This is a genomic window from Novosphingobium sp. ERW19 (assembly GCF_012641315.1).
Classification (GTDB): Bacteria; Pseudomonadota; Alphaproteobacteria; order Sphingomonadales; family Sphingomonadaceae; genus Novosphingobium.
On sequence record NZ_JABAIC010000006.1, the window covers coordinates 139,606 to 163,343 of the forward strand.

Annotated in this window: 21 protein-coding genes; 6 read left to right on the forward strand and 15 right to left on the reverse strand. The window is 63.3% G+C overall.

Annotated elements, in window-relative coordinates:
- Window positions 1-33 precede the first annotated feature (33 nt).
- On the forward strand, window positions 34-867 hold the full coding sequence (locus HGI46_RS13230; protein WP_118073624.1) for a TIGR00266 family protein: 834 nt from the start codon (window positions 34-36) through the stop codon (window positions 865-867).
- 72 nt (window positions 868-939) lie between these two features.
- On the opposite strand, the gene HGI46_RS13235 is transcribed toward HGI46_RS13230, so the two are convergent.
- The 6 genes from HGI46_RS13235 to HGI46_RS13260 form a co-directional block, all read right to left on the reverse strand.
- Window positions 940-3,354, reverse strand: a complete 2,415-nt coding sequence (locus tag HGI46_RS13235) for a TonB-dependent receptor (RefSeq protein ID WP_168904583.1) — start codon at window positions 3,352-3,354, stop codon at window positions 940-942.
- 94 nt (window positions 3,355-3,448) lie between these two features.
- Window positions 3,449-3,634 carry a YezD family protein gene (locus tag HGI46_RS13240; protein WP_118073623.1) on the reverse strand — a complete coding sequence of 62 codons (186 nt, stop codon included), beginning with the start codon at window positions 3,632-3,634 and terminating at the stop codon, window positions 3,449-3,451.
- A 320-nt stretch (window positions 3,635-3,954) separates the two neighbouring features.
- Window positions 3,955-4,155 carry a hypothetical protein gene (locus HGI46_RS13245; protein WP_118073622.1) on the reverse strand — a complete coding sequence of 67 codons (201 nt, stop codon included), beginning with the start codon at window positions 4,153-4,155 and terminating at the stop codon, window positions 3,955-3,957.
- 430 nt (window positions 4,156-4,585) lie between these two features.
- Window positions 4,586-5,653, reverse strand: a complete 1,068-nt coding sequence (locus tag HGI46_RS13250; protein WP_168904584.1) for a phosphotransferase — start codon at window positions 5,651-5,653, stop codon at window positions 4,586-4,588.
- A complete protein-coding gene (locus HGI46_RS13255; RefSeq protein ID WP_168904585.1) occupies window positions 5,653-6,846 on the reverse strand; it encodes an acyl-CoA dehydrogenase in 1,194 nt (397 codons plus the stop codon). The genes HGI46_RS13250 and HGI46_RS13255 overlap by 1 nt, the downstream gene beginning before the upstream one ends.
- A gap of 39 nt (window positions 6,847-6,885) precedes the next feature.
- Complete coding sequence (locus HGI46_RS13260) at window positions 6,886-7,647, reverse strand: SDR family NAD(P)-dependent oxidoreductase (protein ID WP_168904586.1); 762 nt, start codon at window positions 7,645-7,647, stop codon at window positions 6,886-6,888.
- A gap of 185 nt (window positions 7,648-7,832) precedes the next feature.
- Here HGI46_RS13260 and HGI46_RS13265 point away from each other — a divergent pair, with 185 nt between their 5' ends.
- Entirely contained in the window at window positions 7,833-8,447 is a 615-nt protein-coding gene (locus HGI46_RS13265; protein ID WP_240946756.1) for a TetR/AcrR family transcriptional regulator, read from the forward strand.
- Here the strand turns inward: HGI46_RS13265 and HGI46_RS13270 are convergent, their stop codons facing one another.
- From HGI46_RS13270 to HGI46_RS13295, 6 genes are all read right to left on the reverse strand, one after another.
- The gene (locus HGI46_RS13270; protein ID WP_168904588.1) at window positions 8,448-8,966 is read right to left on the reverse strand and encodes a cytochrome C; all 519 of its coding nucleotides are present in this window, start codon (window positions 8,964-8,966) and stop codon (window positions 8,448-8,450) included.
- A gap of 10 nt (window positions 8,967-8,976) precedes the next feature.
- Complete coding sequence (locus tag HGI46_RS13275) at window positions 8,977-9,519, reverse strand: methylamine dehydrogenase light chain (RefSeq protein ID WP_062346216.1); 543 nt, start codon at window positions 9,517-9,519, stop codon at window positions 8,977-8,979.
- A 36-nt stretch (window positions 9,520-9,555) separates the two neighbouring features.
- The gene (locus tag HGI46_RS13280) at window positions 9,556-10,158 is read right to left on the reverse strand and encodes a methylamine utilization protein MauD (RefSeq protein ID WP_240344589.1); all 603 of its coding nucleotides are present in this window, start codon (window positions 10,156-10,158) and stop codon (window positions 9,556-9,558) included.
- Window positions 10,158-10,694, reverse strand: coding sequence for a MauE/DoxX family redox-associated membrane protein (locus tag HGI46_RS13285; protein ID WP_168904589.1), 537 nt, complete (start codon window positions 10,692-10,694; stop codon window positions 10,158-10,160). Before HGI46_RS13285 ends, HGI46_RS13280 begins: the two co-directional genes overlap by 1 nt.
- A 20-nt stretch (window positions 10,695-10,714) precedes the next feature.
- On the reverse strand, window positions 10,715-11,890 hold the full coding sequence (locus HGI46_RS13290; RefSeq protein WP_168904590.1) for an amine dehydrogenase large subunit: 1,176 nt from the start codon (window positions 11,888-11,890) through the stop codon (window positions 10,715-10,717).
- Window positions 11,891-11,978: 88 nt separating this feature from the next.
- Window positions 11,979-12,596 carry a TetR/AcrR family transcriptional regulator gene (locus HGI46_RS13295; RefSeq protein WP_346766731.1) on the reverse strand — a complete coding sequence of 206 codons (618 nt, stop codon included), beginning with the start codon at window positions 12,594-12,596 and terminating at the stop codon, window positions 11,979-11,981.
- 250 nt (window positions 12,597-12,846) lie between these two features.
- On the opposite strand from HGI46_RS13295, the gene HGI46_RS13300 reads away from it, so the two are divergent.
- The 4 genes from HGI46_RS13300 to HGI46_RS13315 all read left to right on the forward strand — a co-directional run bounded on the left by HGI46_RS13300 (window position 12,847) and on the right by HGI46_RS13315 (window position 17,024).
- Window positions 12,847-13,323, forward strand: a complete 477-nt coding sequence (locus tag HGI46_RS13300) for a (2Fe-2S)-binding protein (RefSeq protein ID WP_168904592.1) — start codon at window positions 12,847-12,849, stop codon at window positions 13,321-13,323.
- Window positions 13,320-15,482: a molybdopterin cofactor-binding domain-containing protein gene (locus HGI46_RS13305; protein WP_168904593.1), complete on the forward strand. Its 2,163-nt coding sequence runs from the start codon at window positions 13,320-13,322 to the stop codon at window positions 15,480-15,482. Before HGI46_RS13300 ends, HGI46_RS13305 begins: the two co-directional genes overlap by 4 nt.
- 70 nt (window positions 15,483-15,552) lie before the next feature.
- Entirely contained in the window at window positions 15,553-16,467 is a 915-nt protein-coding gene (locus tag HGI46_RS13310) for an XdhC family protein (RefSeq protein WP_346766732.1), read from the forward strand.
- Window positions 16,464-17,024 carry an NTP transferase domain-containing protein gene (locus HGI46_RS13315; RefSeq protein WP_168904595.1) on the forward strand — a complete coding sequence of 187 codons (561 nt, stop codon included), beginning with the start codon at window positions 16,464-16,466 and terminating at the stop codon, window positions 17,022-17,024. Before HGI46_RS13310 ends, HGI46_RS13315 begins: the two co-directional genes overlap by 4 nt.
- On the opposite strand, the gene HGI46_RS13320 is transcribed toward HGI46_RS13315, so the two are convergent.
- The 3 genes from HGI46_RS13320 to HGI46_RS13330 form a co-directional block, all read right to left on the reverse strand.
- A complete protein-coding gene (locus HGI46_RS13320; protein ID WP_168904596.1) occupies window positions 17,012-19,138 on the reverse strand; it encodes a penicillin acylase family protein in 2,127 nt (708 codons plus the stop codon). The genes HGI46_RS13315 and HGI46_RS13320 overlap by 13 nt on opposite strands.
- A gap of 80 nt (window positions 19,139-19,218) precedes the next feature.
- Window positions 19,219-20,148 carry a DNA-binding response regulator gene (locus HGI46_RS13325; protein WP_118073609.1) on the reverse strand — a complete coding sequence of 310 codons (930 nt, stop codon included), beginning with the start codon at window positions 20,146-20,148 and terminating at the stop codon, window positions 19,219-19,221.
- The gene (locus HGI46_RS13330; RefSeq protein ID WP_240946757.1) at window positions 20,138-23,545 is read right to left on the reverse strand and encodes an ATP-binding protein; all 3,408 of its coding nucleotides are present in this window, start codon (window positions 23,543-23,545) and stop codon (window positions 20,138-20,140) included. The genes HGI46_RS13325 and HGI46_RS13330 overlap by 11 nt, the downstream gene beginning before the upstream one ends.
- Between the last annotated feature and the right edge of the window lie 193 nt (window positions 23,546-23,738).

Genomic DNA, 23,738 nt, shown 5'->3' on the forward strand with positions numbered 1-23,738 from the left:
ACATCTGCGCGCATCAATCCTTGGGAGACCTCAATGTCCAATAGTCCGTGGGCCCATCACCGCAGCGCAAGCATTGCCGACGACATCGATTTCGAAATCAAGGGGCAGGAATTGCAGTTCCTCGAGATCGAACTCGATCCCGGCGAAAGCGCTGTCGCCGAAGCTGGTGCCCTCGTCTGGAAGGACGGCTCAGTCGGAATGACCACCGTGTTCGGCGATGGCAGCGCCGATCAGCAGGGCGGCTTCATGGGCAAGCTGCTCGGTGCGGGCAAGCGACTGGTCACAGGAGAGAGCCTGTTCACGACAGTGTTCACCCACAACGGCCACGGCAAGGCCCGCGTTGCTTTCGCCTCGCCCACGCCGGGCGCCATCCTGCCGATCAAGCTGTCGGACGTGGGCGGCACGCTGATTTGCCAGAAGGACAGCTTCCTCGCCGCCGCGCGCGGTGTTTCGATCGGCGTTGCCTTCCAACGCCGCGTGATGACCGGCCTGTTCGGCGGCGAAGGCTTCATCATGCAGAAGCTTGATGGCGACGGCTGGGTCTTCGTCCAGATGGGCGGTACGCTGGTGGAAAAGGAACTGCGCCCTGGCGAAGAACTCCACGTCGATACCGGCTGCCTTGCCGCTTACACGCCGGGCATTGACTTCGACCTGGTAACTGCAGGCGGCGTGAAGTCCGTCCTGTTCGGCGGCGAAGGGCTGTTCTTCGCGCGCCTGCGCGGTCCCGGCAAGGTCTGGATCCAGTCCCTGCCCTTCTCCCGGCTTGCCGGACGGATGCTTGCCGCCGCCGGCTCCCGCGGCGGCCAGAACCGCGGCGAAGGCTCGATCCTGGGCGAACTGGGTGATTTCATCGGCGGCAACAACTGAGGATACGAAAAGAGGCCGGTGGATCGCTCCACCGGCCTTTGAGTACCGCATGCGCTGCGGGGTGGTTCAGCCTCAGAAGCTCTTGCGCAAGGTGACGCCCCAAGTGCGCGGATCGCCCGGAAGGCCCGCGATCAAGCCGGTATTGCCGGGGCCGACGAAGAGCTGGTCGATGTAGTTCTGATCGAACGCATTGCGTACCCAGCCATAAAGGTCGAAGCCGCTGTCGGTGCGGAAACCGGCGCGGAAGTTCGACAGCGAATAGCCATCGACCCAGGTGTAGATCGAAGGCGTCGGGTTCGACGAGAAGTTCGACCGGTAGCTCCCGTCATAGCCGAAGTAGACTTGCCCATCCTCCTCGAGGAAGGTGACCGGTGCATTGGCTTCGAGCCCGAACGACAGCGACCACTTCGACACGCCGGGCAGGCGCTGACCGGAGATGTCGCAATTGGCCGGGCTGGTGGCGCCGCCCGAGAGCTCCGGCGGGCACGGCGCATCGACGAACTTGCGGTACGTGGCGTCGGTGTAGGCCCCATTGACGTAGGCATTGAAGCGCTCGCTCGGCCGGACTGAGAAGTCGGCCTCGATACCCTGCGAGCGCACCGCACCGGCATTGGCGAGATAGCCGCGCAGAACCCCGAACTGGCCATTGTTAACGTTGGCCTGATAGTCCTTGATGTCCGTGCGGTAGGCCGAGAGGTTGAGGATCGCACGACGGTCCCAGAACTCGGTCTTGAGACCCGCTTCGTAGTGCTGCACCGATTCCGGCTTGACCGTGGCCGCGCCCAGAATCGGGTTGTTTGCCGCATCCGTCGGCACGCCGTTCTGGTTGATGCCGCCCGATTTGAAGGTTTTGGCATAAGTCGCGTAGAACAGGATGCCCGGCGCAACCTTGTAGCTGGCGGTGAAGTCGTAACTGAAGTTCCAGTCGCTGAACTTGGGCGAGATCGTCTGGGGGGTGAAGATGCCCAGCTGCGCCGTCTTCACCGGAGTGGTCGTGCCGTCGATCAGGATTTCGCTGCCCGAGGCCGTGAACACCCGCCGCTGGTAGAAGCCGTCCTTTTTGTCGTAATTCACGCGCACGCCCGGCTGCAGCGTCAGCTCGGGCGTCACCTTCCAGCTCGCCTGCCCGTAAACCGCCACGCTGGTATTCTTGAGATACTGCGTGTTGAGCGCGGTCAGCCCGTTCAGCACGTCCGAGTTGTAAAGGGCGTTGCTCGGCGCAAGGTTCCATTTCGTCGATGCGCTGCCATGCTGCTCTGTGCCCTGCGTGTCGATACGCTGGTAGAACCCGAAGGCACCAAGCACGAAATCGAGGCGGTCGGAGCTGTAGTTGTAGCGCAATTCCTGCGTGTACTGGTCCTGCTGGGAAGGGTTCTGCGACTTGGTGACAATCGGCAGGCCGGTAAAATCACGGTCGTTCTGTGGCTTCCAGTCCCAGAAGCGCCACGCCGTGACCGAAGTCAGCGTGCCCGGCCCGATGTCCCACTTGGCCTTGAGCGACACGCCGCCGATCTTGTTGCCAGCCTGCAGTGTGGCGTCCAGATCGGTCAACCGGTCATAGGGATTGGCGCTTGGCACGGTGTAGCCCTGTGCCGCCGCAAGCGCTGTAAACTGGCGGTTGGCAGCACGCTGCGTCGTCCCTGTCCGGACATAGACCGAACCGCAGCAGGCGGCGTCCTGTTCGCTGTAATCACCAGCCAGCGTGATGCTCAGCGCTTCGGTAGGCTTGAACAGCAACTGGCCCCGAAGACCAAGGTTGTCCTGCCCCTGTATCCACTGCTTGGAGGTCACATTATAGATCGTGCCGCGGCGGTTGGTCGATGACACCGCCAGGCGCGCCGCCAGCGTATCCGTGACTGGCCCAGAGACGGCAGCCTTCGCCTGCACGAAGTTCAGGTTGCCGATGCTGACTTCAGCCTTGCCTTCGAAGTCGAAGGTCGGCTGGTTGGTGGTGATGTTGATCGCACCGGCCGTCGTGTTCTTGCCATAAAGCGTGCCCTGCGGCCCGCGCAGGACCTCGATCTGCTTCACGTCGAGAAAATCGAACGTCGCCGAGGCAACGCGCGCGTTATAGACGTCGTCGATGTAGATGCCGACGCCCTGCTCGATGCCATCGTTGGTCAGGCCGAACGGCGCGCCAAGGCCGCGAATGTTCACCGCGGTGTTGCGCGGGTTCGAGGAGTAGAACTGCAGCGTTGGCGTCAACTGCTGCAAACGGCCGACGTTAAAGGCGCCGGTATTGTCGATATGCTCGCCGCCGACGACGGAGATCGCCAACGGGACGTCCTGCGCCGTTTCTTGGCGCCGACGCGCTGTGACGACGATCTCGCCGCTGTCTCTGGCCCCCGTGCCGACGGAAGTCGTCTGGGCGTCCTCGGGCGCGGGCACTGCAGCGGTGGTGGTGGCAGGCGCTTCGGCAGCGTAGACGCCGTGCGAAGCCAGGGCGAGCGGCGCAACGCCACCCGCGAGAAGGACGCGGAAATTCATCGTAGGACCTCATGTGTTCCCGAACGATGCTTCCGGTTGTCCGGTCAGCGGTGCGGTAGTTCTGTGTGTTTTTGGTATTGGATGCGTGGGACGATCAGTTCGGCTTGAGCCGTCGCTTCTCGGTCACGTCGATCTGGACGACACGTCCTTCGTGGACGGTCAGTTGCACGGCCCCATAACGCAGCCCGGTCAGGGCTTCGCGCACGCTGGCAATGCTTTCCTCGAGATGGCTTTCGGATTCACCCTGATTGCCAGCCCCTGATTTGGTCGGTTCGGTCATTCCCCGTTCGATCCTGTTAGCGCGAAGGGTGCCCGTCGATTGTGCTCGCATGATTGCAATACCCCTTTCTTGCGCAGTGTCCGGCGACTCGCCGCCGTTGCCCAGCTTCTATACTCAAGTTTTTTAGTAGACATTAAACCTCGTCTGTTGCGGCGCAAAGCTTTCCTTTTGTCGATGCAGGAGGCTGTTGCGCAATTGGCGCCGTCAGGACCGATTATCTCTATCGCAAAGATAGACAATGCAGTTGCGACGAATTGGCGCGAGCGCGCGACAGTTCGCGGCGAGGTTCAACCGTTGTTCGACAACGCGCCCTTGGTGGCTCAGTCGTTCTTGATGAGGCGAAGAACAGGTCGGGGCTTCAGCGGAGCCTGCGGAACGTCGTCCTCCAGCCTGTGGGCGAGGCATTCCACTGCCATGGCGAGATGGAGCGCGGCCATGGCTTCACCGTGCGTGTCGAGTTCGTCGAGCGCAGTCGACAAGGCTTCGAAGACTTCGACTAGTGGCTTGGCTGCTACTTGCATGGCGTAGACTGTTCCTGTTGCCCCGCACAACCTGACGGACCCTGTTGTCAGGCAACTCCTAACCGCGAATTCGCCCGCAGAAAGGGAAGATTGCACCGGAAATGAACAACCGGAAACCAGGGTGGAGACAGATGCAGACGCTTGCCGCGGAGATTTACTTACCTCTCTGACAGTTAGTCAGGCCACGCCTTCGCGCTGCAGCATGCCGACGCACTAGCGCCGACAGAATCAATCGCATCCACTTTGGCAGTATCGCCAAGTCCAGTGCCTGCGCACTTTTGAGCCTGCCTCGCGGTATCCTACCGTCGCCGAATCGGCGGCAAGTTCCCTCGCCAAAACGACGAAACGCAACGCGCGTTCGGCAGACACAAAAATCGTCGCGGCTGGCAAATCACCAAGAACTGTTAAGGTTCGGATTCGAACCAATCACTTACTGGCAGCGCGCCATGGCCTCCCTCGCCAGCCGCGCAAGAACGGGAAATGCCTCTGCGCGGTCCCTGGCATGCGCCGATGCGGCAGTGCCCCGAAGGTAGCGCCCCTTGATGCCATGGAAGATCGCGGCGAGCCGGAAATAGTTGAAGGCCACGTAGAAATCCCACGAGGCAATCGAGTCTCGCCCTGTCCGACGGCAATAGGCAGCGACGTATTCGGCCTCGCTGGGGATATTCAACGCAGTCAGATCCGCCCCTTCCAGCCCGGCCACGATGTTCGGCGGCATGTGGTACATCATCGCGTGATAGGCAAAGTCGGCCAGCGGATGCCCCAACGTCGAAAGCTCCCAGTCGAGCACGGCAATCACGCGGGGCTCTGTGGGGTGAAAGATCATGTTGTCGCAGCGAAAGTCGCCGTGAACGACACTTGTCTCGTCGCCTTCGGGAATGGCGGTCGGCAACCACTCGACCAGCGCATCCATGTTCGGATCGCGGCCGGCAAGTTCGTCCTCGAGGTACTGCTTCGACCAGCGGCCGACCTGCCGCGCGAAGTAGTTGCCGGGTTTGCCATAGTCACCCAGCCCCACCGCTTCGTGATCGATCGAGTGCAACTGCGCGATCGTTGCGTTCATAGCGTCGAAATAGGCCGGACGCTCCTCGCGGGAAACATCAGGAAAAGTCGCATCCCAGAAGATGCGGCCCTCGACCATCTCCATCACGTAGAACCAGCTGCCGATGACGCTTTCATCGGTGCACAACCCATGGACATGCGCCACCGGAAAGCCAACAGACCCGAGCGCCGAGAGCACCTTCGCCTCCCGCTCGACCGCGTGCGCCCCTTTCAACACTGGTCCAGGTGGCTTGCGGCGCAGCACATAGGCACGGGCAGGCGTGATCAGCTTGTAGGTCGGGTTCGATTGCCCGCCCTTGAACTGCTCCACCTCAAGAGGCCCCGAGAACCCCTCGACATTGGCTTCCATCCACTTCGCAAGCGCCGCCTCGTCGAAGCGATAGCCCTCACGTACCGGGGTGGTGCCCGCGTTTGCCTCCTGCGCCGTGCCGCTCATCAGTGCGCCGCTCCTGCCTGCGCATGACGCCAATCGCGGCGGATCTTCTTGGCAAGGCTCCACTTGTGAACCTCTGTCGGGCCGTCATAGATGCGGAACGCTCGCACTTCGCGGAACATCTGCTCGACGATCGTATCAGTCGTCACGCCCGTTCCACCCATCACCTGCACGCACTTGTCCGCCACGCGCATCAACGCCTCGGACACTGCAACCTTGGCCATCGAGCTTTCGACAGTACCGAGCGAGCCGGTATCGAGCACGCCTGCGCACCAGTCGATCATCAGTTCAGCCTGCTTCAGGTCGATCATGTTCTCGGCCAGCATGAAGCCGACGCCTTCGTGATCGATCAGTTGCTTGCCGAACGCCATGCGACGGTTGGCGTAGTCCGAGGCGATCTCCTGAGCGCGGATGCACCCACCCAGCCAACGCATGCAGTGCGAAAGCCGAGCCGGGCTCAGGCGCACCTGCGCATACTTGAAGCCCTCGCCCGGCTCGCCCAGCATCTGGTCCGCCGACACGCGAAGGTCCTTGATGTCGATCACCGCATGGCCGCCCGGCATGTTGCTGTCGATGGTATTGGGCACGCGCACGATCTCGATCGTCGGGTCCGGCAGGTCGACGAGGAACATGCATGCCCCGCCCTCCTCGTCCTTGGCCATGACGATGCCGACCTTGGCGCCCTTGGCGCCGGTGATGAACGCCTTGCGGCCGTTGATTACCCAGTGATTGCCATCGCGGCGGCAGGTCGTCTGCATCATCGAAGGGTCGGAGCCCGCCCCGCCGGTCTCTGCCGGCTCGGTCATGAAGAACGCCGAACGCGCCTCGCCCGATACCAGCGGCTTGAGGAAGCGCTCCTTCAATTCAGGACTACCGACCTTGCCGAGCAGGTACATGTTGCCTTCGTCCGGCGCCTGCGTGTTCACGGCCAGCATGCCCAGCGGCGAAAGCCCTGAGCGGATCAGCACGACCGCCGTCTCGCGCTGGCTGAGGTGGCGCCCATCGGCCAGGATATGCGGCGTCAACACGCCCGCCGCGCGCGCCTTCTCGCGCATTTCCATGACCATCTCGTCAAGCGGCGCGCCGTGATCGTCACGGCGCGGATCGCTTTCGTAAGGGATCACTTCCTCGCGAACGAACCGCTCTACCCGATCCGCGATTTCCAATGCGGCGTCCATGCCGATGCCAATTGCCATTCTGCTTTACTCCTCAATCGCGGGATCGGTTGACAGTTTTCAGCGCGGCGCCATGCGGATCGCGCCGTCCAGGCGGATAACTTCGGCGTTGAGCATCGGGTTGGTCACGATGCTCTCGACCATGCGCGCGTATTCTTCAGGCTTGCCGAGACGGCTCGGGAACGGGACTTGGCTCCCAAGCGAGTCCTGCGCTTCCTGCGGCAGCGATTGCAGCAGCGGCGTCAGGAACAGGCCCGGCGCGATGGTGTTCACGCGGATGCCATAGCGGGCAAATTCGCGCGCAATCGGCAGCGCCATGCCGACGACACCACCCTTGGATGCCGCATAGGCCGCCTGCCCGATCTGTCCTTCGAACGCAGCAACGCTGGCGGTGTTGACGATCACGCCGCGCTCTTCGCCAACCTGCTCGGCATCGAAAATGCGGGCCGCAAACTTCGACAACACGTTGAAGGTGCCGATCAGGTTGATCTGGATGATCTTCGAGAAGTCCTTGAGCGGTATCGCCTTGCCATCGCGCCCGATGACCTTCGCGGGCGGCCCGATCCCGGCGCAATTCACCAGGATCCGAGCCTTGCCGTTCATCGCCTCGGCCTCGAGGATGGCGTTGTCCACTGCATCCTCATCGGTGACGTCGACCTTGAAGAACGTGCCGCCGATGGCCTCTGCATGGGCGCGGCCCAGATCCACGTTCAGATCGAAGATCGCAACCTTGGCACCCAGTTCAGCGAGTCGAGCCGCTGTTGCCCCACCCAGACCAGAGGCGCCACCCGTCACGATTGCTGCCAGCCCCTTGATTTCCATAGCCTATGCATCCCTTCCTTCAATCAGTTCTGTCACAAGTCAGAACCGACCAGAACAATATCTACTCGTGAGTAAGTATTGTTCCAAAGGGTATGGAGTCAATCGCCGCATTGCCCTACCCTGCGCGCGACAGAAGCGCCGACTTGGCGCAATTTCCAACTGGCAGAACACGCAGGGTACCGCTCTTGGCCGCACGATCTCCCTTCAAGACCGCCGCCGAACGCAGCGAGGAGCGCGAAGCCAAGCGCATGGCCGTGCTCGAGGCCGCGGTGCGGATGTTCAACGCCCGAGGCTACCACCAGACCTCGCTCGACGACGTCGCAGCGAGCCTCGGCATCTCCAAGCCGACGATCTATCACTACCTTGGCAACAAGGAGCAGGTTCTGGTCGAATGCCTGACGATCGGCATGAACCAGTTGCTTGCTGCAGCAGACGAGGCGCGCGTTCATCACGGACGCGGCCTCGACCGCCTCCGCGCCTTCCTGACCGACTACGCCGAAATCAACATGAACGACTTCGGGCGGTGCAACATCCTGACCGCCAACGAGGCACTGTCACCAGACGCCCGGGAGTCCATCCGACTGCGCAAGCGTCGGATCGATGCGACTTTGCGTGAACTGGTGGCCGAAGGGATCGCCGATGGTTCGGTTTCGCCGTGCGAGCCGAAACTGGCTGCACTCACATTGGCCAGCGCATTGAACGGCCCCTCGCGCTGGCATCGTCCTGATGGCCAACAGTCAGAGCGTGATATCGCGAAGAAGCTGGTCGATTTCCTGACCGCAGGCCTCGCCCCGCGCTGATCAGCTGCCGCCGTAGAAGCTGCGGAACGAAGCGGGCGCACCACACTTGGCGATTGCCGTCTCGACGTGCCGCTTTCGCTCGCGCACCAGCGAGGCCGAGGTCAAGGCAAACCGGCGCTCGTAGCCGACTTCCGCGGCAGTGAACGGCTTTGTCCCCGGCAGCACGCTTGTCCCGCCAAGGCCGAACACCATGAAGTTGAGCATGTCGGCCAGCTGTTGGTTGTCGCTGATTCGGCTCTTGGCGATGTTGGGCAGGCGCAGCAGGTAGGCCCGCGTGTCTGCCGTGCACATCATGTAACCGACGCGTCCGCGCAGCTCGGGCAGCTTGGCCGGTGCCGAAAGCCCCTGGACGCCGTGGCACCCGGCACAATGCTCGACATAGTCGGCCTTGGCCAGTTCCGCATCGCCAATTGCCGCCAGCCCTTTCGCCACGGTCTCCGCCCGAGGATCACCCGCCGAGACAGCCGGCACCGCAAGCGCCAGCGTCGCAGCGAGTCCGGCTAGAGCAACGAGGCGCATCGCCCGATCCTCAGGCCGCGCCGATCATCATCGCGGTAGAGCAGTGATACTCCATGCTGCTCGTACCGAAGCACCAGATGATATTGTTGTTGAGCTGCGGCAGATACAGCTGCGTCTCGCGATCGATATTGTCACAATTGCACTGACCGCAGGCGGGCTTCCCGCAACAGTCGCGATAGGCGATCATGTAGGCCTTGCCGTCATCGGGATTGATGCAAGATCCCACCCATGAAACCGGCGAAGGCTCTGCGCCTGCCGGGCAAGTGTGGATGCCGCCACCGCAGCAGGTGCACAACGCGCCATCGATCGCACAGTAGCGCCAGTAGTTGCACTTGGTCTGGTCGGTCGTCTGCGCGCTGCGGGCAAAGGCCGTCTTGGCCTCGGGCGACCGGTCAGGCTTGGCCGCTTCGGCACGGCTCACCGGCAGCAGCGGGAAGACCGGCGCCGCCACCAGCGCCGCCCCCATCCGCGCAAGGATGCCACGACGCGAGGTTCCACCGGCAAAGCGCCGCAACAGCTTCTCGCCCATCGCATCGGGATTGAAACGCTTCATCGAATGCCCCCTATGATCCTTGATGCGCCCGCGCCGTCAAGCTGCGGCAACAGTCTTCAGCTTGCCGATGTAATCCTGCACTGTGGCAATCCCCATTTCGTGCGCCACCACCAGGCTCTCGAGATGTTCGCGACTGTTGACCAGCCCCTTGGAAAGGATCGTCCCTTCCGCATCCAAAAGCACCGCGTACGGCAGCTTGCCCACTTCGAACGCCTGCCCCACCTCGGGACCGTTGATGAAACGGTAGTTTTCCAGCCCCTGCGCCGCGATCAGTCCGCGCTGCACCTGCGCGTCATCGTCGCCGACGAAGGTCAGTTCCACCCGCTCGTCCTTGGCAAAGGAGCGTGCCGCCGGGATCAGGCCCTTGCACAGCGGGCACGTTGCTGAAACGAACATCAGCAGTCGCAACGGCACATCCTTGGCAGGCCCGCCGACGATCACGTCCTTGCCTTCAAGCGTATGAGCCGGAACCGCCGGAGCCTTGCCCCCGACTGCCGGCCCGCCACTCGTCTGCAAGGCGCCCGCCGGAGCCACCCGCATGTGCAGCACACCCACTTGCCGCGCCAGCGCCAGCAGTGCCACCACCAAGGCGATGATCACCAGCCATGACAGGACCTGTCCAACGATCAGTGCCGTCATCATCGCGAATTCCTTTCCATGGCGAGAGGCCCTTGCGCCAGCGCCGCCAGTGCGTTGGCCAGAAGGGTCAGAAGATAAAGCGCTGCACCGGCCGCAAGTCCGATCAGCCATTGCGCCGAAGCGAACGGCGGCTGCGGCAGCAGTGCAGGCACCAGCAGCCCAGCCAGCACGATGTTCCGCATCACGAGCGCACGGCTAAGGGGCTGGCGCAGTTCCGACCGGCCGCAACCGCAATCAATTTTGGAACGACCCCTGCCAATGTTGATCGCCATGGCCGCCGCAAAGACCAGCAGCAAAAGACCGGCGGGCACAGCGGCAAAGCGAACGCCGCCGATCAGCGCAAGCCCAACCGCCACTTCGGCAACCGGCAGCGTCGCCGCGACCGCGGGGACCAATGCCTCAGGCAGCAAACGATAGTTGGCGACGACACCGGGAAAGACCCGCCGGCTCCGCAACTTCGCAATCCCCGCTCCGACGAACACCGCGCCAACGCCGATCGCGCCGGCCATGCCCGCGATCCCCATTGCCGCAGTCATGCTCAAGGCTTCACCTGTGATCACATCGGCTCCACGACGGTGATCAAGCCGCCACCGGCGTTCTCGATCTCGTGCTTCACCTCTCCAGTCTTGGAATCGATGACAAGCGCCTTGCCCTTGTAGCTGTTGACCATGATCATCGCCGCATCGTCCTGTGTGATCTGGATATTGCCCGGCTCCCCTTCCACCGGGATGCGCTTGACCAGCTTCTTCGTCGCCAGATCGACGCCCCAGATTTCCTCGGCGCCTTCCTTGTGACTCCAGTATTCGCCCTTGTGCATCAGCACCCACAGCGTACCGCTCGGCCTGTGCAGCGCAACCGGCTGCATCCCGCCGGGATACCAGGCAATGTCGAGCGGCTTGACGTCAGCTGGCTTCATCCCGCCCGCTTCCTGGATAGAAAACGGCGCGCTTACCTCAACCTTGCCACCGATCGAAGCCGTGCGGATCAGGCCGGTGTAGCTGACCATCACCACCTGCTTCTTCTTGCGATCATAGACGGTGTTCGAAAAGATCGGGTCTGCCGCAGCGTCGAAGAACGGCTCGGTCCGCGTGATGTCCTGCGTTGCGCCCTTGATTGCCACTGTCGCGATCGTGCCGTCGGCGCAGAGCGAAGAGAACCCCACGCCCGGATTGGGGATCATCCCTGCGCATCCCGGCAGTTCCACCGCACGCACGAACTTGCGCTTCACCATGTCGATGATGTTCACCGACGAGGCCGGATCGAAGTTGTAGTCGTAGGCGGTCTTGCCGTCGTCGGTCAGCACGAAGTTGGTCGTGAACCCGCCGACGATCAGGCGCCCCGGCGTCGGGATCTCGCTGATCAGCTTCAGCGTCTTGCTGTCGTAGACCGAAACCAGATCCTGGCGCGTGCCACGGTTGACCTTCGACCAGATCGTCTCGGCGACGTAATAGAACTTGCCCGCTGGATCGATCGCCATATCGGAATCGCGGCTGGTGTTGACCATGCCGACCATCTTGCCGGTCCCGGCATCGAAGATGCTCGAACCTGCCGATCCCCAGCCCCCGCGGACATAGAACCAGCTCGCCTTGGGCGGCTCCAGGGTCATCACACCGGGCTCTTCGGCCTCCGGCACCACGGTTTCGGCGAATGCCGGCTTGGCATGAACGCTTGCCAGCGTTCCGGCCAGCAATGAACCCAGAACAACTCGCGCCACTTTGCGTTCAAGCGTCATCTCGGCCCCCTTTGCCAGTCCGCAGGGCAGAGACTTGACGCATGTCCAGATTCGGTCAACGCTTTTTTTGCGTGTGCGAAAGGATGCGCTACCTGCGGTCGGCCAGACCGGCAATTTCCGCCGAAGTTATCGACTTGGCAAGCGATACCAGCGCGTGTGTCGCAATTGCGGTATAAGTGCTCATCCGAGAGGCCCACGGCTTGCCATAACCGAGGAACGGCGTCGCCCCTTCCATCGAAGCGCTGATGTAAAGCGCCACGTCCCGCACTTCCTGCTGGCTTAGCGCGGGGTTCAACTCGGCAACGTATTCTGAAATGAACTCATGCACCCGCTGGTAGAACAGGCGCACGCGATCGGCCACGAACTCGTTGTGGTTGGCCAGCGCCCACAGTTCGGTGAACAGGCGCGTGGTGCGCTTGCCGGCAATGTCATCAAGGCACATCACCACGATCAGGCGCAACCGCTCCTCGGCATCGAGCCCTGGCTGGCGCACTGTGCGCTCCAGCAGCTTGTCGTAATTGCCGATGATGTCATCCAGCAGCGTCTGGATCAGCAGTTCCTTCTTCGGGAAATGATAGCTGACGTTCCCCACCTTCATCCCGCACTGCGCGGCGATGCGGCGGATCGTGAAGGCTCCGGCGCCCTCTTCGATCAGGACGCTGAGCGCCGCCTTGATGATCGCGTCGACCGTTTCCGTCCCACGCACGTATGTTCCCGGCCGCCGTGCGGAAGGCAAATCAGTATCAAACGTCTCGGGAAGCGCGGCCATCTTGCCTCGCGCATATCACCACCCGCGCCCAACACCAAGGATGCCGTTGTCACCCCGCCGTATAACCTGGACCTGATTAACAAGGCGCTTGACGATCTCCGGATGCCTGTCCAGATTCGATGAGGTACGAGCCGATGGCCTTGTCTTTCGCGCTTTGTCTTTCCGGAATTTCCAAGGATTTCAGGCGATGAGCATTTCCCTCACCGTAAACGGCCGCAAACGCGTGGTGGAGGCGGAGGCCGACAAACCCCTGCTCTGGGTCCTGCGCGAAGACCTTGCCATGCCCGGTACCAAGTTCGGCTGCGGCGCGGGGCTGTGCGGCGCCTGCACCGTCCACCTCGATGGCGATGCCGTCCGCTCCTGCCAGACGCCGATCGCCGATGCCGCCGGCAAGTCGATCACCACGATCGAGGGCGTCGGCCTCAACGAACTGGGCAAGCGGGTGCAGGATGCATGGGTCGCGCTCGACGTGCCGCAGTGCGGCTATTGCCAGGCCGGGCAGATCATGTCTGCCACCGCACTGCTCAAACAGAATCCCAAGCCCACGTCCGAGGACATTAACGGCTGGATGAGCGGCAATATCTGCCGCTGTGCCACCTACATGCGCATCCGCGCCGCCATCCGCACCGCCGCAGGCCTCCCTGCCGAGGAGACCGCAGCATGAGCGACCAGATCGCCCTCTCCCGCCGCTCCTTCATCGCCGCCTCGCTGGCAGGCGGCACGGCGCTGACGCTTGACGCTTCGGTCGTTCTCGCCGCTGCAACGGCCACTGCACCCGCCGACGTCCTCAACGCCTTCGTGCGCATCAATGCCGATAACACCGTGACAATCGGCGCAAAGAACCCGGAAATCGGCCAGGGCGTGAAGGTCATGCTGCCGATGCTCATCGCCGAGGAAATGGACCTCGCGTGGGAGCAGGTGCGCATCGAGCAGACCGACGCGAACGAAAAGATCTACGGCGTACAGACCGCTGGCGGCAGCACCGCCACGCCGCGCAATTGGCTGCCTATGCGCCAGGTCGGCGCCGCCGCCCGCGCCATGCTCGTATCTGCCGCAGCAAAGAAGTGGGGCGTCGATCCGGCCGCCCTCACCACGGCCAAGGGCGCCGTGATCCAGGCCTCCTCCGGCAAGAGCCTGACTTACGCCTCGCTCGCCAAGGCAGCCGCCACCGAAACTCCGCCCGATCTCGCCAAGGTCCAGTTGAAGGATGAGAAGACCTTCACGATCATCGGCAAGTCCAAGCCTGGCGTCGACGTTCCGAAGATCGTCAAGGGTGAGCCGCTTTACGGCATAGACACCAGCCTCCCGGGCATGGTTCACGCCGCCATCGTCAAATGCCCCGCCCACGGCGGTACGGTCGCCTCGTTCGATGACGCGGCGGTCAAGGCCATTCCCGGCGTGCTCGGCGTCGTTGCCGTCAACAGCGGCTTCGTTCCGCAGGGCAAGTCCGACACGGTGGTCGTGATCGCTGACAGCTGGTGGAAAGCCAGCAAGGCGCGCGAAAAGCTTGCCGTGAAGTGGGACGATGCCGCCGTCACCGGCTTCTCTACCGGAAAATACGAAGCCGACGCTGCCAGGATCGTGGCCGCTGCGCCGCAAGCCAGCCTGTTCAAGGCCGGCGATGCTGACGCCACGCTCGCCAAGGCGGCAAAGGTCGTCAAGGCGGACTACGAATACCCGTTCCTCGCCCACGCATCGCTCGAACCGCAGAACTGCACCGCGATGTTCCAGAACGGCAAGCTCGAGATCTGGGCACCCAGCCAGGCCCCCGCAGGTGGAGCTGAGGAAACCGCCAAGCTCTGCGGCCTGACCACAGACGATCTGACTATCCACATGACCCGGATCGGCGGTGGCTTCGGTCGTCGCCTGATGAACGATTACATGGTCATAGCCGGTCAGGTCGCAAAGGCCATGCCCGGAAAGCCGGTGAAGGTCCTTTACGACCGCACCGACGATTTCCGCCACGACTTCTACCGGCCCGCCGGCTGGCACCGCTTCACCGCCGGGCTCGATGCCAATGGCGCTCTGATCGCGCTCAAGGACCACTTCGTCACCTTCGGCAAGGACGGCAAGCCTATCCGCGCCGCACAGATGGCGCCGAGCGAGTTTCCCGCTCCGGTCGTGCCCAACGTCGACCTCGGCGTCAGTTACATGGCTACCAACCTCGCCACCGGCTGGCTGCGCGCCCCCACCTCGAACGCCATGTCGTTCGTGTGGCAGTCGTTCATGGATGAGGTTGCCGAAGCCGCCGGGCTCGATCTCCCCGAATTCATGCGCCGCACCCTCGGCGCGCCGCGCGAGATCCCGGGCGAACGCGTCAAGTTCCACACCGGCCGCGCGCGCGGCGTGATCGACGCCGTGTGCAAGTCCGCCGGATGGCAAGGCCGCAAGAAGGGCCGCGGCTTCGGCTTCTACTTCAGCCACCTTGGCTATTTCGCCGAGATCGTCGATCTTTCCATGAAGGACGGCGCTATCCAGATCGACAAGGTCTGGGTGGCCGGCGATATCGGCGCACACGTCATCAATCCGATCAACGCGCTGAACCAGGCGCAAGGCTGCGTGATCGACGGGATCGGCCAGGCGCTCGTCGGCCAGAAGATCGTGCAGGAGAACGGTGCGATCACTGCCGAGAATTTCGGTGATTTCCCGCTCATGCGGATTGATGCTGCGCCACGTGAAATCGCGGTCGAGTTCGTAAAGACCGACTTCGCGCCGACGGGTCTTGGCGAACCAGCGCTTCCCCCGGTCATCCCGGCACTGGCGAACGCGATCTACTCGCTCACCGGAAAACGGCATCGCCGCCTACCTCTGGAGCTGATATAGCCCGCGACGCATGGTCGCGACGACTCCCTCAGACATTCTTCGCTTTCTGTCCGCTTGTGCGGATGAAGGCGTGGAAACAGTGCTCGTCACTCTGGTCGCTGTGATCGGCGGTTCGTCGCGCGGCATCGGCACGCAAATGGCCGTCGCGGCAGACGGTCGGCGGCTGGGCTCGTTCTCGGGTGGGTGTATCGAAGACGCCGTGGTGGCGGAGGCATTGGAAACGCTGTCCGACGGCTGGGGGCATGTCGTCCGCTACGGAATCGGTTCACCCTATATCGATCTGCGCCTGCCTTGTGGCGGCGGCATAGATCTTCTGTTCACGCCGCGCCCAGCCACCGCGTCGATCCGCACGGCTCTCGATCTGCTGGAAGCGCGCCAGCCAGCTGCGCTCCGATTGGAATGCGATCGCGTCACCGTCGCAGGCGACGTGGAGGAAGTGCTATGGAATGGCGAGAGCCTGACCCATTGCTACCAGCCAGCCTTGCGGATTCATGCGTTGGGCCAAGGTGAGGATCTCACGGCTTTTTCCAGACTGGCCAATGCGTTCGGCGCACAAGTTCACGCACTATGCCCAGACATCGGCACTTGCATGGACCTTGCTGCTCTCGGTATCGCGACCACCCACATCCCGGTGCGAACGACCCTCCCGTTGACCGCGTCCGATCGCTGGTCCGCCATCGTCTTCCTGTTTCACGGGCGCGATTGGGAAGAACATCTGCTGCCGCAGGCGCTTGCACTACCGGCCTTCTACCACGGCGCGATCGGCAGTCGGCGCACGCACAGCGCAAGGCTTGAGGCCTTGCAGGCGAGCGGCGTGCCCAAGGAGCACATCGCGCGTTTGCGAGGCCATGTCGGGCTGATCCCGGCCACCCGCGATCCGGCAACCCTCGCCATATCGCTGCTCGCCGAACTGGTGGCCGAATACAACACTCTCGCACATTGGACTTACTGGACAGGAGAATCCCTGGCCCAAGCAGACCAATGACAGCCGCTGACATCGTCGTCATTTTCCTCGCTGCCGGGCGCGGGAGTCGCTTCGGCGGTGGCAAGCTTGCTGCGACGCTGGCAGGCAGGCCATTGGCACGGCATCTCGGTGACCGTCTCGCCGCCTTGCCGTTCAGGCGAAAGCTGATGATCTGCTGCGAGGCCACGCCCGAAGTCGAAGGCTTTGAAAGGCTTGCGCTCGCTCCCCCCGGCGCCCCCCTTTCCCGCTCGATCGCCACCGGCATCGGCGAAATTCCTCAAGCATGCGCCGCGTTGATCGCCTTGGCAGACATGCCGCTCGTACCGACCAGCCATATCGAAAATCTCGTTCGTGCGTTCGATGGCGATCGCATAGCCACCTGCGTTGCCGAGCGGGCGATGGTGCCTGCCATATTCGGCTCGCGGCATTTCCCGGCCTTGCTCTCGCTGCAAGGTGATCGCGGAGCCGCAGGGTTGCTTCTCGGTGCGCCCGCCATCCCGCTGGAGCAACAGCTTGCCCTTGATGTCGACACGCCCGAAGACCTTGCACAAGCCGAAGCGATCATTCAGGGGCGATAGGTCTTCTCGATATGCCCCTTGATGTCTTCGGGGTAGAAGTAGACCGCCCGCATCTGTCCTGACACATAAAGTTCGGCCTGATCGTTGAAATGGGGTGCCCCTTCGCGTCCGCTTGCGCCGCCCGATGAGACCGCCAGCGCCTTGACCCTCGGGCCGAACTCGACCACGGCGACAAAGCTGTTGCCGCTGGTACCGTACCACCGCCTTGTTCCCGGATATTGCTTCGTCCCGAACGATGCCAGCGAACCCCAGCGCGCGGAGGAGAACACCACCGGCAGGCTCGGCTTGTTGTCGGCAAAAGGCTGGATGATGTCGGACGTGGTACGCTGATAGCGGTTGACCTCGCTCCAGGGTACTTGCCACCCGCCAAAGTCGTCCTCCAAGCGCGCAACAGCACGTGCCAGCGCCGCCGTGCGCAGCTGCTCGGTCGTCGCGCGCATCGCGGCGAAGACGTTGCCTGTGCGGGGCAGCGTGCGGCGCACCCCAGCCTCCAGTTCGTCGCCCCAATAGTGCGCAAGGCTCATGGCCTGCGAACCTGCCGACCACCGCCGGTCCCAGCCCTTGAGCAGCGCAACCGGTCGGCTCAGCGGATCTGTGGCAGCAACCTGCGGCAACCCTGCAATCAGGTCGTCGAACAGCGGCATGTGCGGATCGTAAGCAAGCGCGCGCAGGCTTTCGAGATCGAGCCCCTGCGCCTTGCCCAGCAGTTCTAGCGCATGGTCGCCGCGCGGATTGGCCCCGACCTGGTCGAACGTCGCCGGCCAGCGCGCCGGGTCGAACGTCCCCTCGCCTGCCGCACGCCACGGCGCATCGTTGGAATTGTAGACCCAGCCTGACTGCGGATTGACCACGTCGGGCCGCTCTTTGGGACCATAAAGACCCTTCCAGTCGGCGCGGAAGTCGCTCCCGTCCACCGGCGCGCGATAGTCGAACCGCGCATCACGGCGTGGCGCAAACTGTGGCATGAGCAGCGCGATATTGCCCTTGCCATCGGCATAGAGCGTGTTGTTCGAGGAATTGGCGCGAAACTCCCCAATCTTGAGGAACTCTGCCTGGTCACGCGCCTCGGTGCGCAACCACGACTGGCTGAGCGCGGCCACCGGCCTGTGCATGAGGGACAGCGCGATCCAGTCCGGGCTGTCGCCGGATTCGGCTCGCACGATCGGCCCATGTTCGCTGGCATAAGTCGTGAAAGTCCGCTCCCCGAAGCTGCCATCACCCTTGCGAAACCGCAGGGTGACGGGCCGTTTGACGAACGGCTTCAGGGCATTGCCACGCCTGTAGAACCACGTGTCGCCCTTGCGCGAGACCTGTTCGACAAACTCGTCGACATTGTCCGCCCCGCTGGTCGTGTGCATCCAGCCGAGTTTCTCGTTGAAGCCCTGATAGATGAAGAATTGCCCCCACGTGGAGGCGCCATAGGCGTGCAATCCTTCCCCGCTCTTCATTTCAAGCTCGGACCGGAAGAACAGCGAGGTATGCGGGTTGATCAGCAGCAATGCGTTGCCGTTGGCCGTGCGTTTGGGCGCTATCGCGATCCCGTTCGAACCGCGCGGCTCGTCATCCCGGACCATTTCCCTGGCCAGCGCCAAGGGGCTTGCTTCACCGCCGTAAAACGCAGCCAGGGGTTTGAGTGCTGCCTTCTCGATGTCCCCGCCGATCGATCCTTCGGTAAAGGAAAGCGCCATCCACGGCTCGAACCGGGTCAGGACTTTCGGCCTGTCTTCCGGGTGGGTCGCGATGTAGTGGTTGAGCCCAGCCGCCCAGGCATCCATCAGCTTGCGCAGCCAGTCCGGTGAAGAGGCATAGTCGCGTTTGAGCGCGTCCGGATCGATCCACAACCGCTGTCGCAGGTCCTGCCACAGGAAGTCTTCGCCCTCTGCCTCGGCCCGCCGCCCCAGCGCGGTCAGCAGGTTCGCTTCGATGCGCGGGAAATCGTCCTCGGCCTGCGCGTAGATTGCACCGAATACCGCGTCGGCATCGGTCCTGCCCTCGACATGGGCGATACCCCAATCGTCGCGGGTTATCGTGACGTCATGGCTGCTTGCAAGTGCAGGCCGAGCGACCGCAAGCAAAGCCAGCAAGGCGCTGCGGGAAAGGGCTCCAAAGGTCATCTGCCTAGCCTAGCGCCTTTCCCGCAGCATGGCGAAGGAAGAGAGCGGGACCCTTCGCCAATTCGCTATCACCCAATATCTCAGGCAATCGTCCGCACCGCGAAAGCCGCCGCCGCCGCGCGTGTCTCGACGCCCAACTTCTCGAAAACCTGCTCAAGATGCTTGTTCACCGTGCGCGGGCTGATCCCCAGGATCTCGCTGATCACGCGGTTGGGCTTGCCATAACTGATCCACAGCAGCACCTCGGCCTCGCGCTGGGTCAGGCCATAACGGTCGCGCAGGCGCTCCAGGTCGGCCCCTTCGCGGATCAGGTTCAACCGCACCAGCACTTCGCGCCCCTCGCCGTCGTCGCGACGCACTGGTCCGACAAGAACCAGTTCGATGACTTGCGCCCCCGCCTCGAAACGCAGGGTTGCATCCGGATTGTCGCGCTGCGAAATCAGGCGGGCAACCGGCCCGGCAAAGTCCGGCGGCAGGCGGTCTCCGCCGCCCATGCTGGACATCAGGTGCTCCACCTGCGGCGTTGCCCAGAGCAGTTGCCCTGCACGGTCCACGGCAAACAGGTGCCGCCCCGTGGCATCGAGCGCGGACCGCCCCGCCTGCGAAACCCGCGCACCCGCAAGATGCACCCGCATCCGTGCCAGCAGCTCCTCGATCGCGATGGGTTTGCGGACATAGTCCACGCCGCCTGCGTCCAGCGCCCGAACCGCATGCTCAGTCTCGGTAAGGCCGGTCATGAAGATCACCGGGATGTCGGCCAGGCGCGGCTGCTTCTTGATCGCGCGCGTCGTGTCGAACCCATCCAACCCCGGCATGATCGCGTCGATGAGGATCAGGTCCGGCGCGACATGTTCCAGCAGTTCCAGCGCATTCTCGCCATTCGTGGCGATCAGCACGGTCATTCCGGCACGCTCGATCGTGTCGATCAGGAAATGCAGGGACTCAGGATTGTCATCGACGACCAGCACCGTGTCGCGCCCTGCCTGCCCGGCAATCGCATCATTGAACATGGACGACGCCTCGTCGGAGGGCTTCGCGCAGGCCCTTGAAATCGAAGCATTCGAGACTGGAACGAAGGTGTGCGACGAAGCGGGCTGCATCGGGGACGGCATCCTCAAGTTCGGAAAGACGGGTCTGGATCGCACGGACATTGCCAATCCGCGCGAGGCTCTCGATTTCAGGTACGAAGGGCAGCGCGGCAGCTGGCAGGTGCAGCTCGACCGTCGAGGCGGGGGCCGATTTTCGCGGGCTGCCGTCCTGCACGGTCCAGGTAAGGTCCAGCTGCCATGACAGGGCATCGAGCAGACTGTCGAGCTCGATCGGCTTGGTCAGGAACATGTCGTGCGGATCGTGTCCATCGCCACCCCGCCTGAACTGGTGCGCGTCGGCCGAAACCATGACGATCCGCAAGGAGCCGCCATGCGCCGCCCGCAGCACGGCGGCGGTCTCCCAGCCAGTCTTGCCGGGCATCGAAATGTCCATGAACACGATGTCCGGCCGCGTCGCCGCCGCCAGCGCTATCGCCGTGTCCCCGTCGCGCGCACCGGTCACCACGAAGCCCAGCGGGCGCAGCAGGTTCTCGATGACCGAGGCCTGCGCTGCATCGTCGTCCACCACCAGCACCCGGCGCCGCTCGCCTTCATACCCGGTGATCACGTCCGCGCGATGGCTCTGCACCGGTTGCGTCACCGGCCGCGAGAGCATCAGCCGCAGCGCAAACCGCGTGCCCTTGCCGAGCGTGCTGTCGACCGTCAGGTCCCCACCCATCACATGGACCAGCGTCGAGGTGATCGCGAGGCCAAGACCGATCCCCGGCTGCCCTGCCACGGAATTGCTGTTTCCCCGCTCGAACGCGCCGAAGATGCGGTCCATGTCCTCGGGCGCAATGCCGATGCCGGTGTCGATCACCTCGAACGTCGCGATCTCGCCGCGCCAGCCGATGCGGAAGGTCACCGCGCCTGCCGGCGTGAACTTGATCGCATTCGAGATCAGGTTGATCAGCACCTGCCGCAACCGCTTCTGGTCGCCCCGCACGAACTCGGGCAACTGCTTGGGCGTCTCCAGCCGGAACTTCAGCCCCTTGGCCTGCGCCTGCGGGCGGAACATGTTGGCGATCTGCTCGACGAACGCCGGCAGCCGGATCGTATCGCGCGACAGCCGCAGCACGCCCGCCTCGACCTGCGCAATATCGAGCAGCCCGTCGACCAGGTTCGAGAGGTGCTCGCTCGACCGGCAAATGACCTTGCCCACCTCGCCCGGGTTGAGGTCGCTCCCCCGCTCCAGCAATTGCGCATAGCCATAGATCGAATTGAGCGGCGAGCGTATTTCATGGCTCACCGAAACGAGATAGCGGCTCTTGGCGGCATTGGCGTTCTCGGCCACCTCGCGCGCCTTCTGCAGCGCAGCGTCGGTCGCTTCATGCGCGACGATTTCCTGCTCCAGTTCCGCCAGATGCCGCCGCGTCTCGTCCAGCGCGGCACGCCGGCTTTCATGCGCCAGCACGATGAACCACGAGCCCACGCCCGACATGAAGAAGAACACCAGGAACACCGCAAACAGGATCGACCAGACATGGGTCGAAAGCGCCGGATAGTATCGCGCATACTCGCGCCCGATCAGCCCCAGCACTAGCATGTTGGCCAGCGTGAAGGCGCCTGCCACCCCCACGAAATGCCCGGTCGTGGTATGGACATGGCGCGCCAGGACGCGGGGTAGCAGGCGCTCGGCGATGTTGGTGAACTGTTCCGTGGCGCGGGAACCCTGCTTGCAAGCGTCGTGGCAGCGCGTCTCCAGAGTGCAGCAAAGCGAACAGATCGCGCCTGAATAGAACGGACAATGCGCGGTATCGGCTCGCTCGAAAGTATTCTCGCAAATCACGCAGACGACCCGCGCCGGAGCCCCGGCCACTCTCTTGCGAGCAAGGTAATAGCGCCCATGCGTAAGCGCAGCGAGCAGCGGCGCGGCAAGGCAAGCCACGACCAGCCCGATCACCGGCGAAAAGGCCTGCGCCACCTCCCCCGCAAACCCCAGCTGGCACACCGCCGATGCGATCAGCGAAAGCAGCATGGCGCCGATGCCGACCGGGTTCACGTCATAAAGATAGGCCCGCTGAAACTCCGGTTGGTCCGGCTTGAGCCGCAAAGCCCATGATACCACCAGGTCCGCGCCAAGTGGCCCGATCCAGCTCGCCGCAAGGCTTGCGTAAAGGATCATCACCACGTCGAACGAACGGGTAATGCCGAAGAACAGCAGCATGGCTGCAAGTCCGACATTGAACAGCAGCCAGACGTGCCGCGAGGAGTACCCTTGCGTCAGCCGCGCAAACAGGTTTGACCATGCCACCGAACCGGCAAAGGCGTTGGTCAGGTTGGCGCGCGTCTGACAGACTACTGCGAACAGCAACACCAGCAGCACTCCCAGCTCGCGGCTTCCTGCGATCGCGGCGAAGGCCTGCACATGGATGCGGCTGACTGATTCCGCAGCATCGGGCGCAATCCCCCGGCCAACCGCCCAAGCCGCCAGCACTCCGCCGATCGCCATTTTCAGGCCGCCAATGACAACCCAGCCCGAACCGCCAAGCAGGACCGCGCTCCACCACCGCTTCGCCCCGATCTGCTCCGGCGGGGGCAGGAAGCGAAGATGCCCGGCCTGCTCGCCGATCCGCGGCAGCAGCGACAGCATGACCGAAAGCGCAAAGCCGAATGAAACAAGGTCAGAGCGTGGCGCGTAGACCCCGTTGAACCCGCTCCACACCTCGCCCACGTCGCCGATGTTCCAGGCAATGTAGGCAACCGGCACAAGTTGCAGCGCAATCCACAGGGGCTGCGTCCACGCCTGGAAGCGGGCGATGAAACGCATGCCCTGGATGGCCAGCGGCACCACGACAAAGGTCGAAACGAAGTACCCGAGTTCGAGCGGCAAGCCCGTCGCCTGCCGCAGCGCATTAGCCAGAATGCTCGCCTCAAGCGCGAGCAACAGGAAAGTGAAAGTGGCGTAGATCAGCGTGCTGATGGTCGAACCGAGATAGCCAAAGCCGTTCCCGCGCGAGATCAGATCGACGTCGATCCCTCGCCGCGCAGCATTCAGGGTTATCGGAAGCCCAATCAGGAACAGGATCAGGCAACCGGTGACAATCGCCGCAATGCCGACCTTGAGCCCGTAGAGCAGGGTGATCGCGGCCCCGATTGCCTCGTAGACCAGCGACGAACTCGTCCCCAGCGCCGCAGCCACCACGCGTGAGGCCGGCCCCTGTCGTGCTTCCGCGCCGGTATGGCGATGCGCGAAGTCATCAAGCGTCTGGACTGCCGCCCACTGGTTGTAAGATCGGCGCTCGGGAACGATCGTGGTGGAGCGCGACATGCCCGATGCAGCCGCTCGCCCCGCAGAATCCAGCCTGGCTCGTTCCATATGAGCGATAGTGGCCAAGACCGCGACGTCCGAGGATGGGCCGATCTACGTACAAAGGTGCGAACTCCCATAGGTGGCCGCGGCAGTACGTCAAATGACCCATAGTCGCGCCGCATGCAGCGGTTAGCTTCGCCCCATTCCGGATCGACCACCGGGGAGAAATGCATCGGCGCTGTGAACAGAGCTCAAGTCA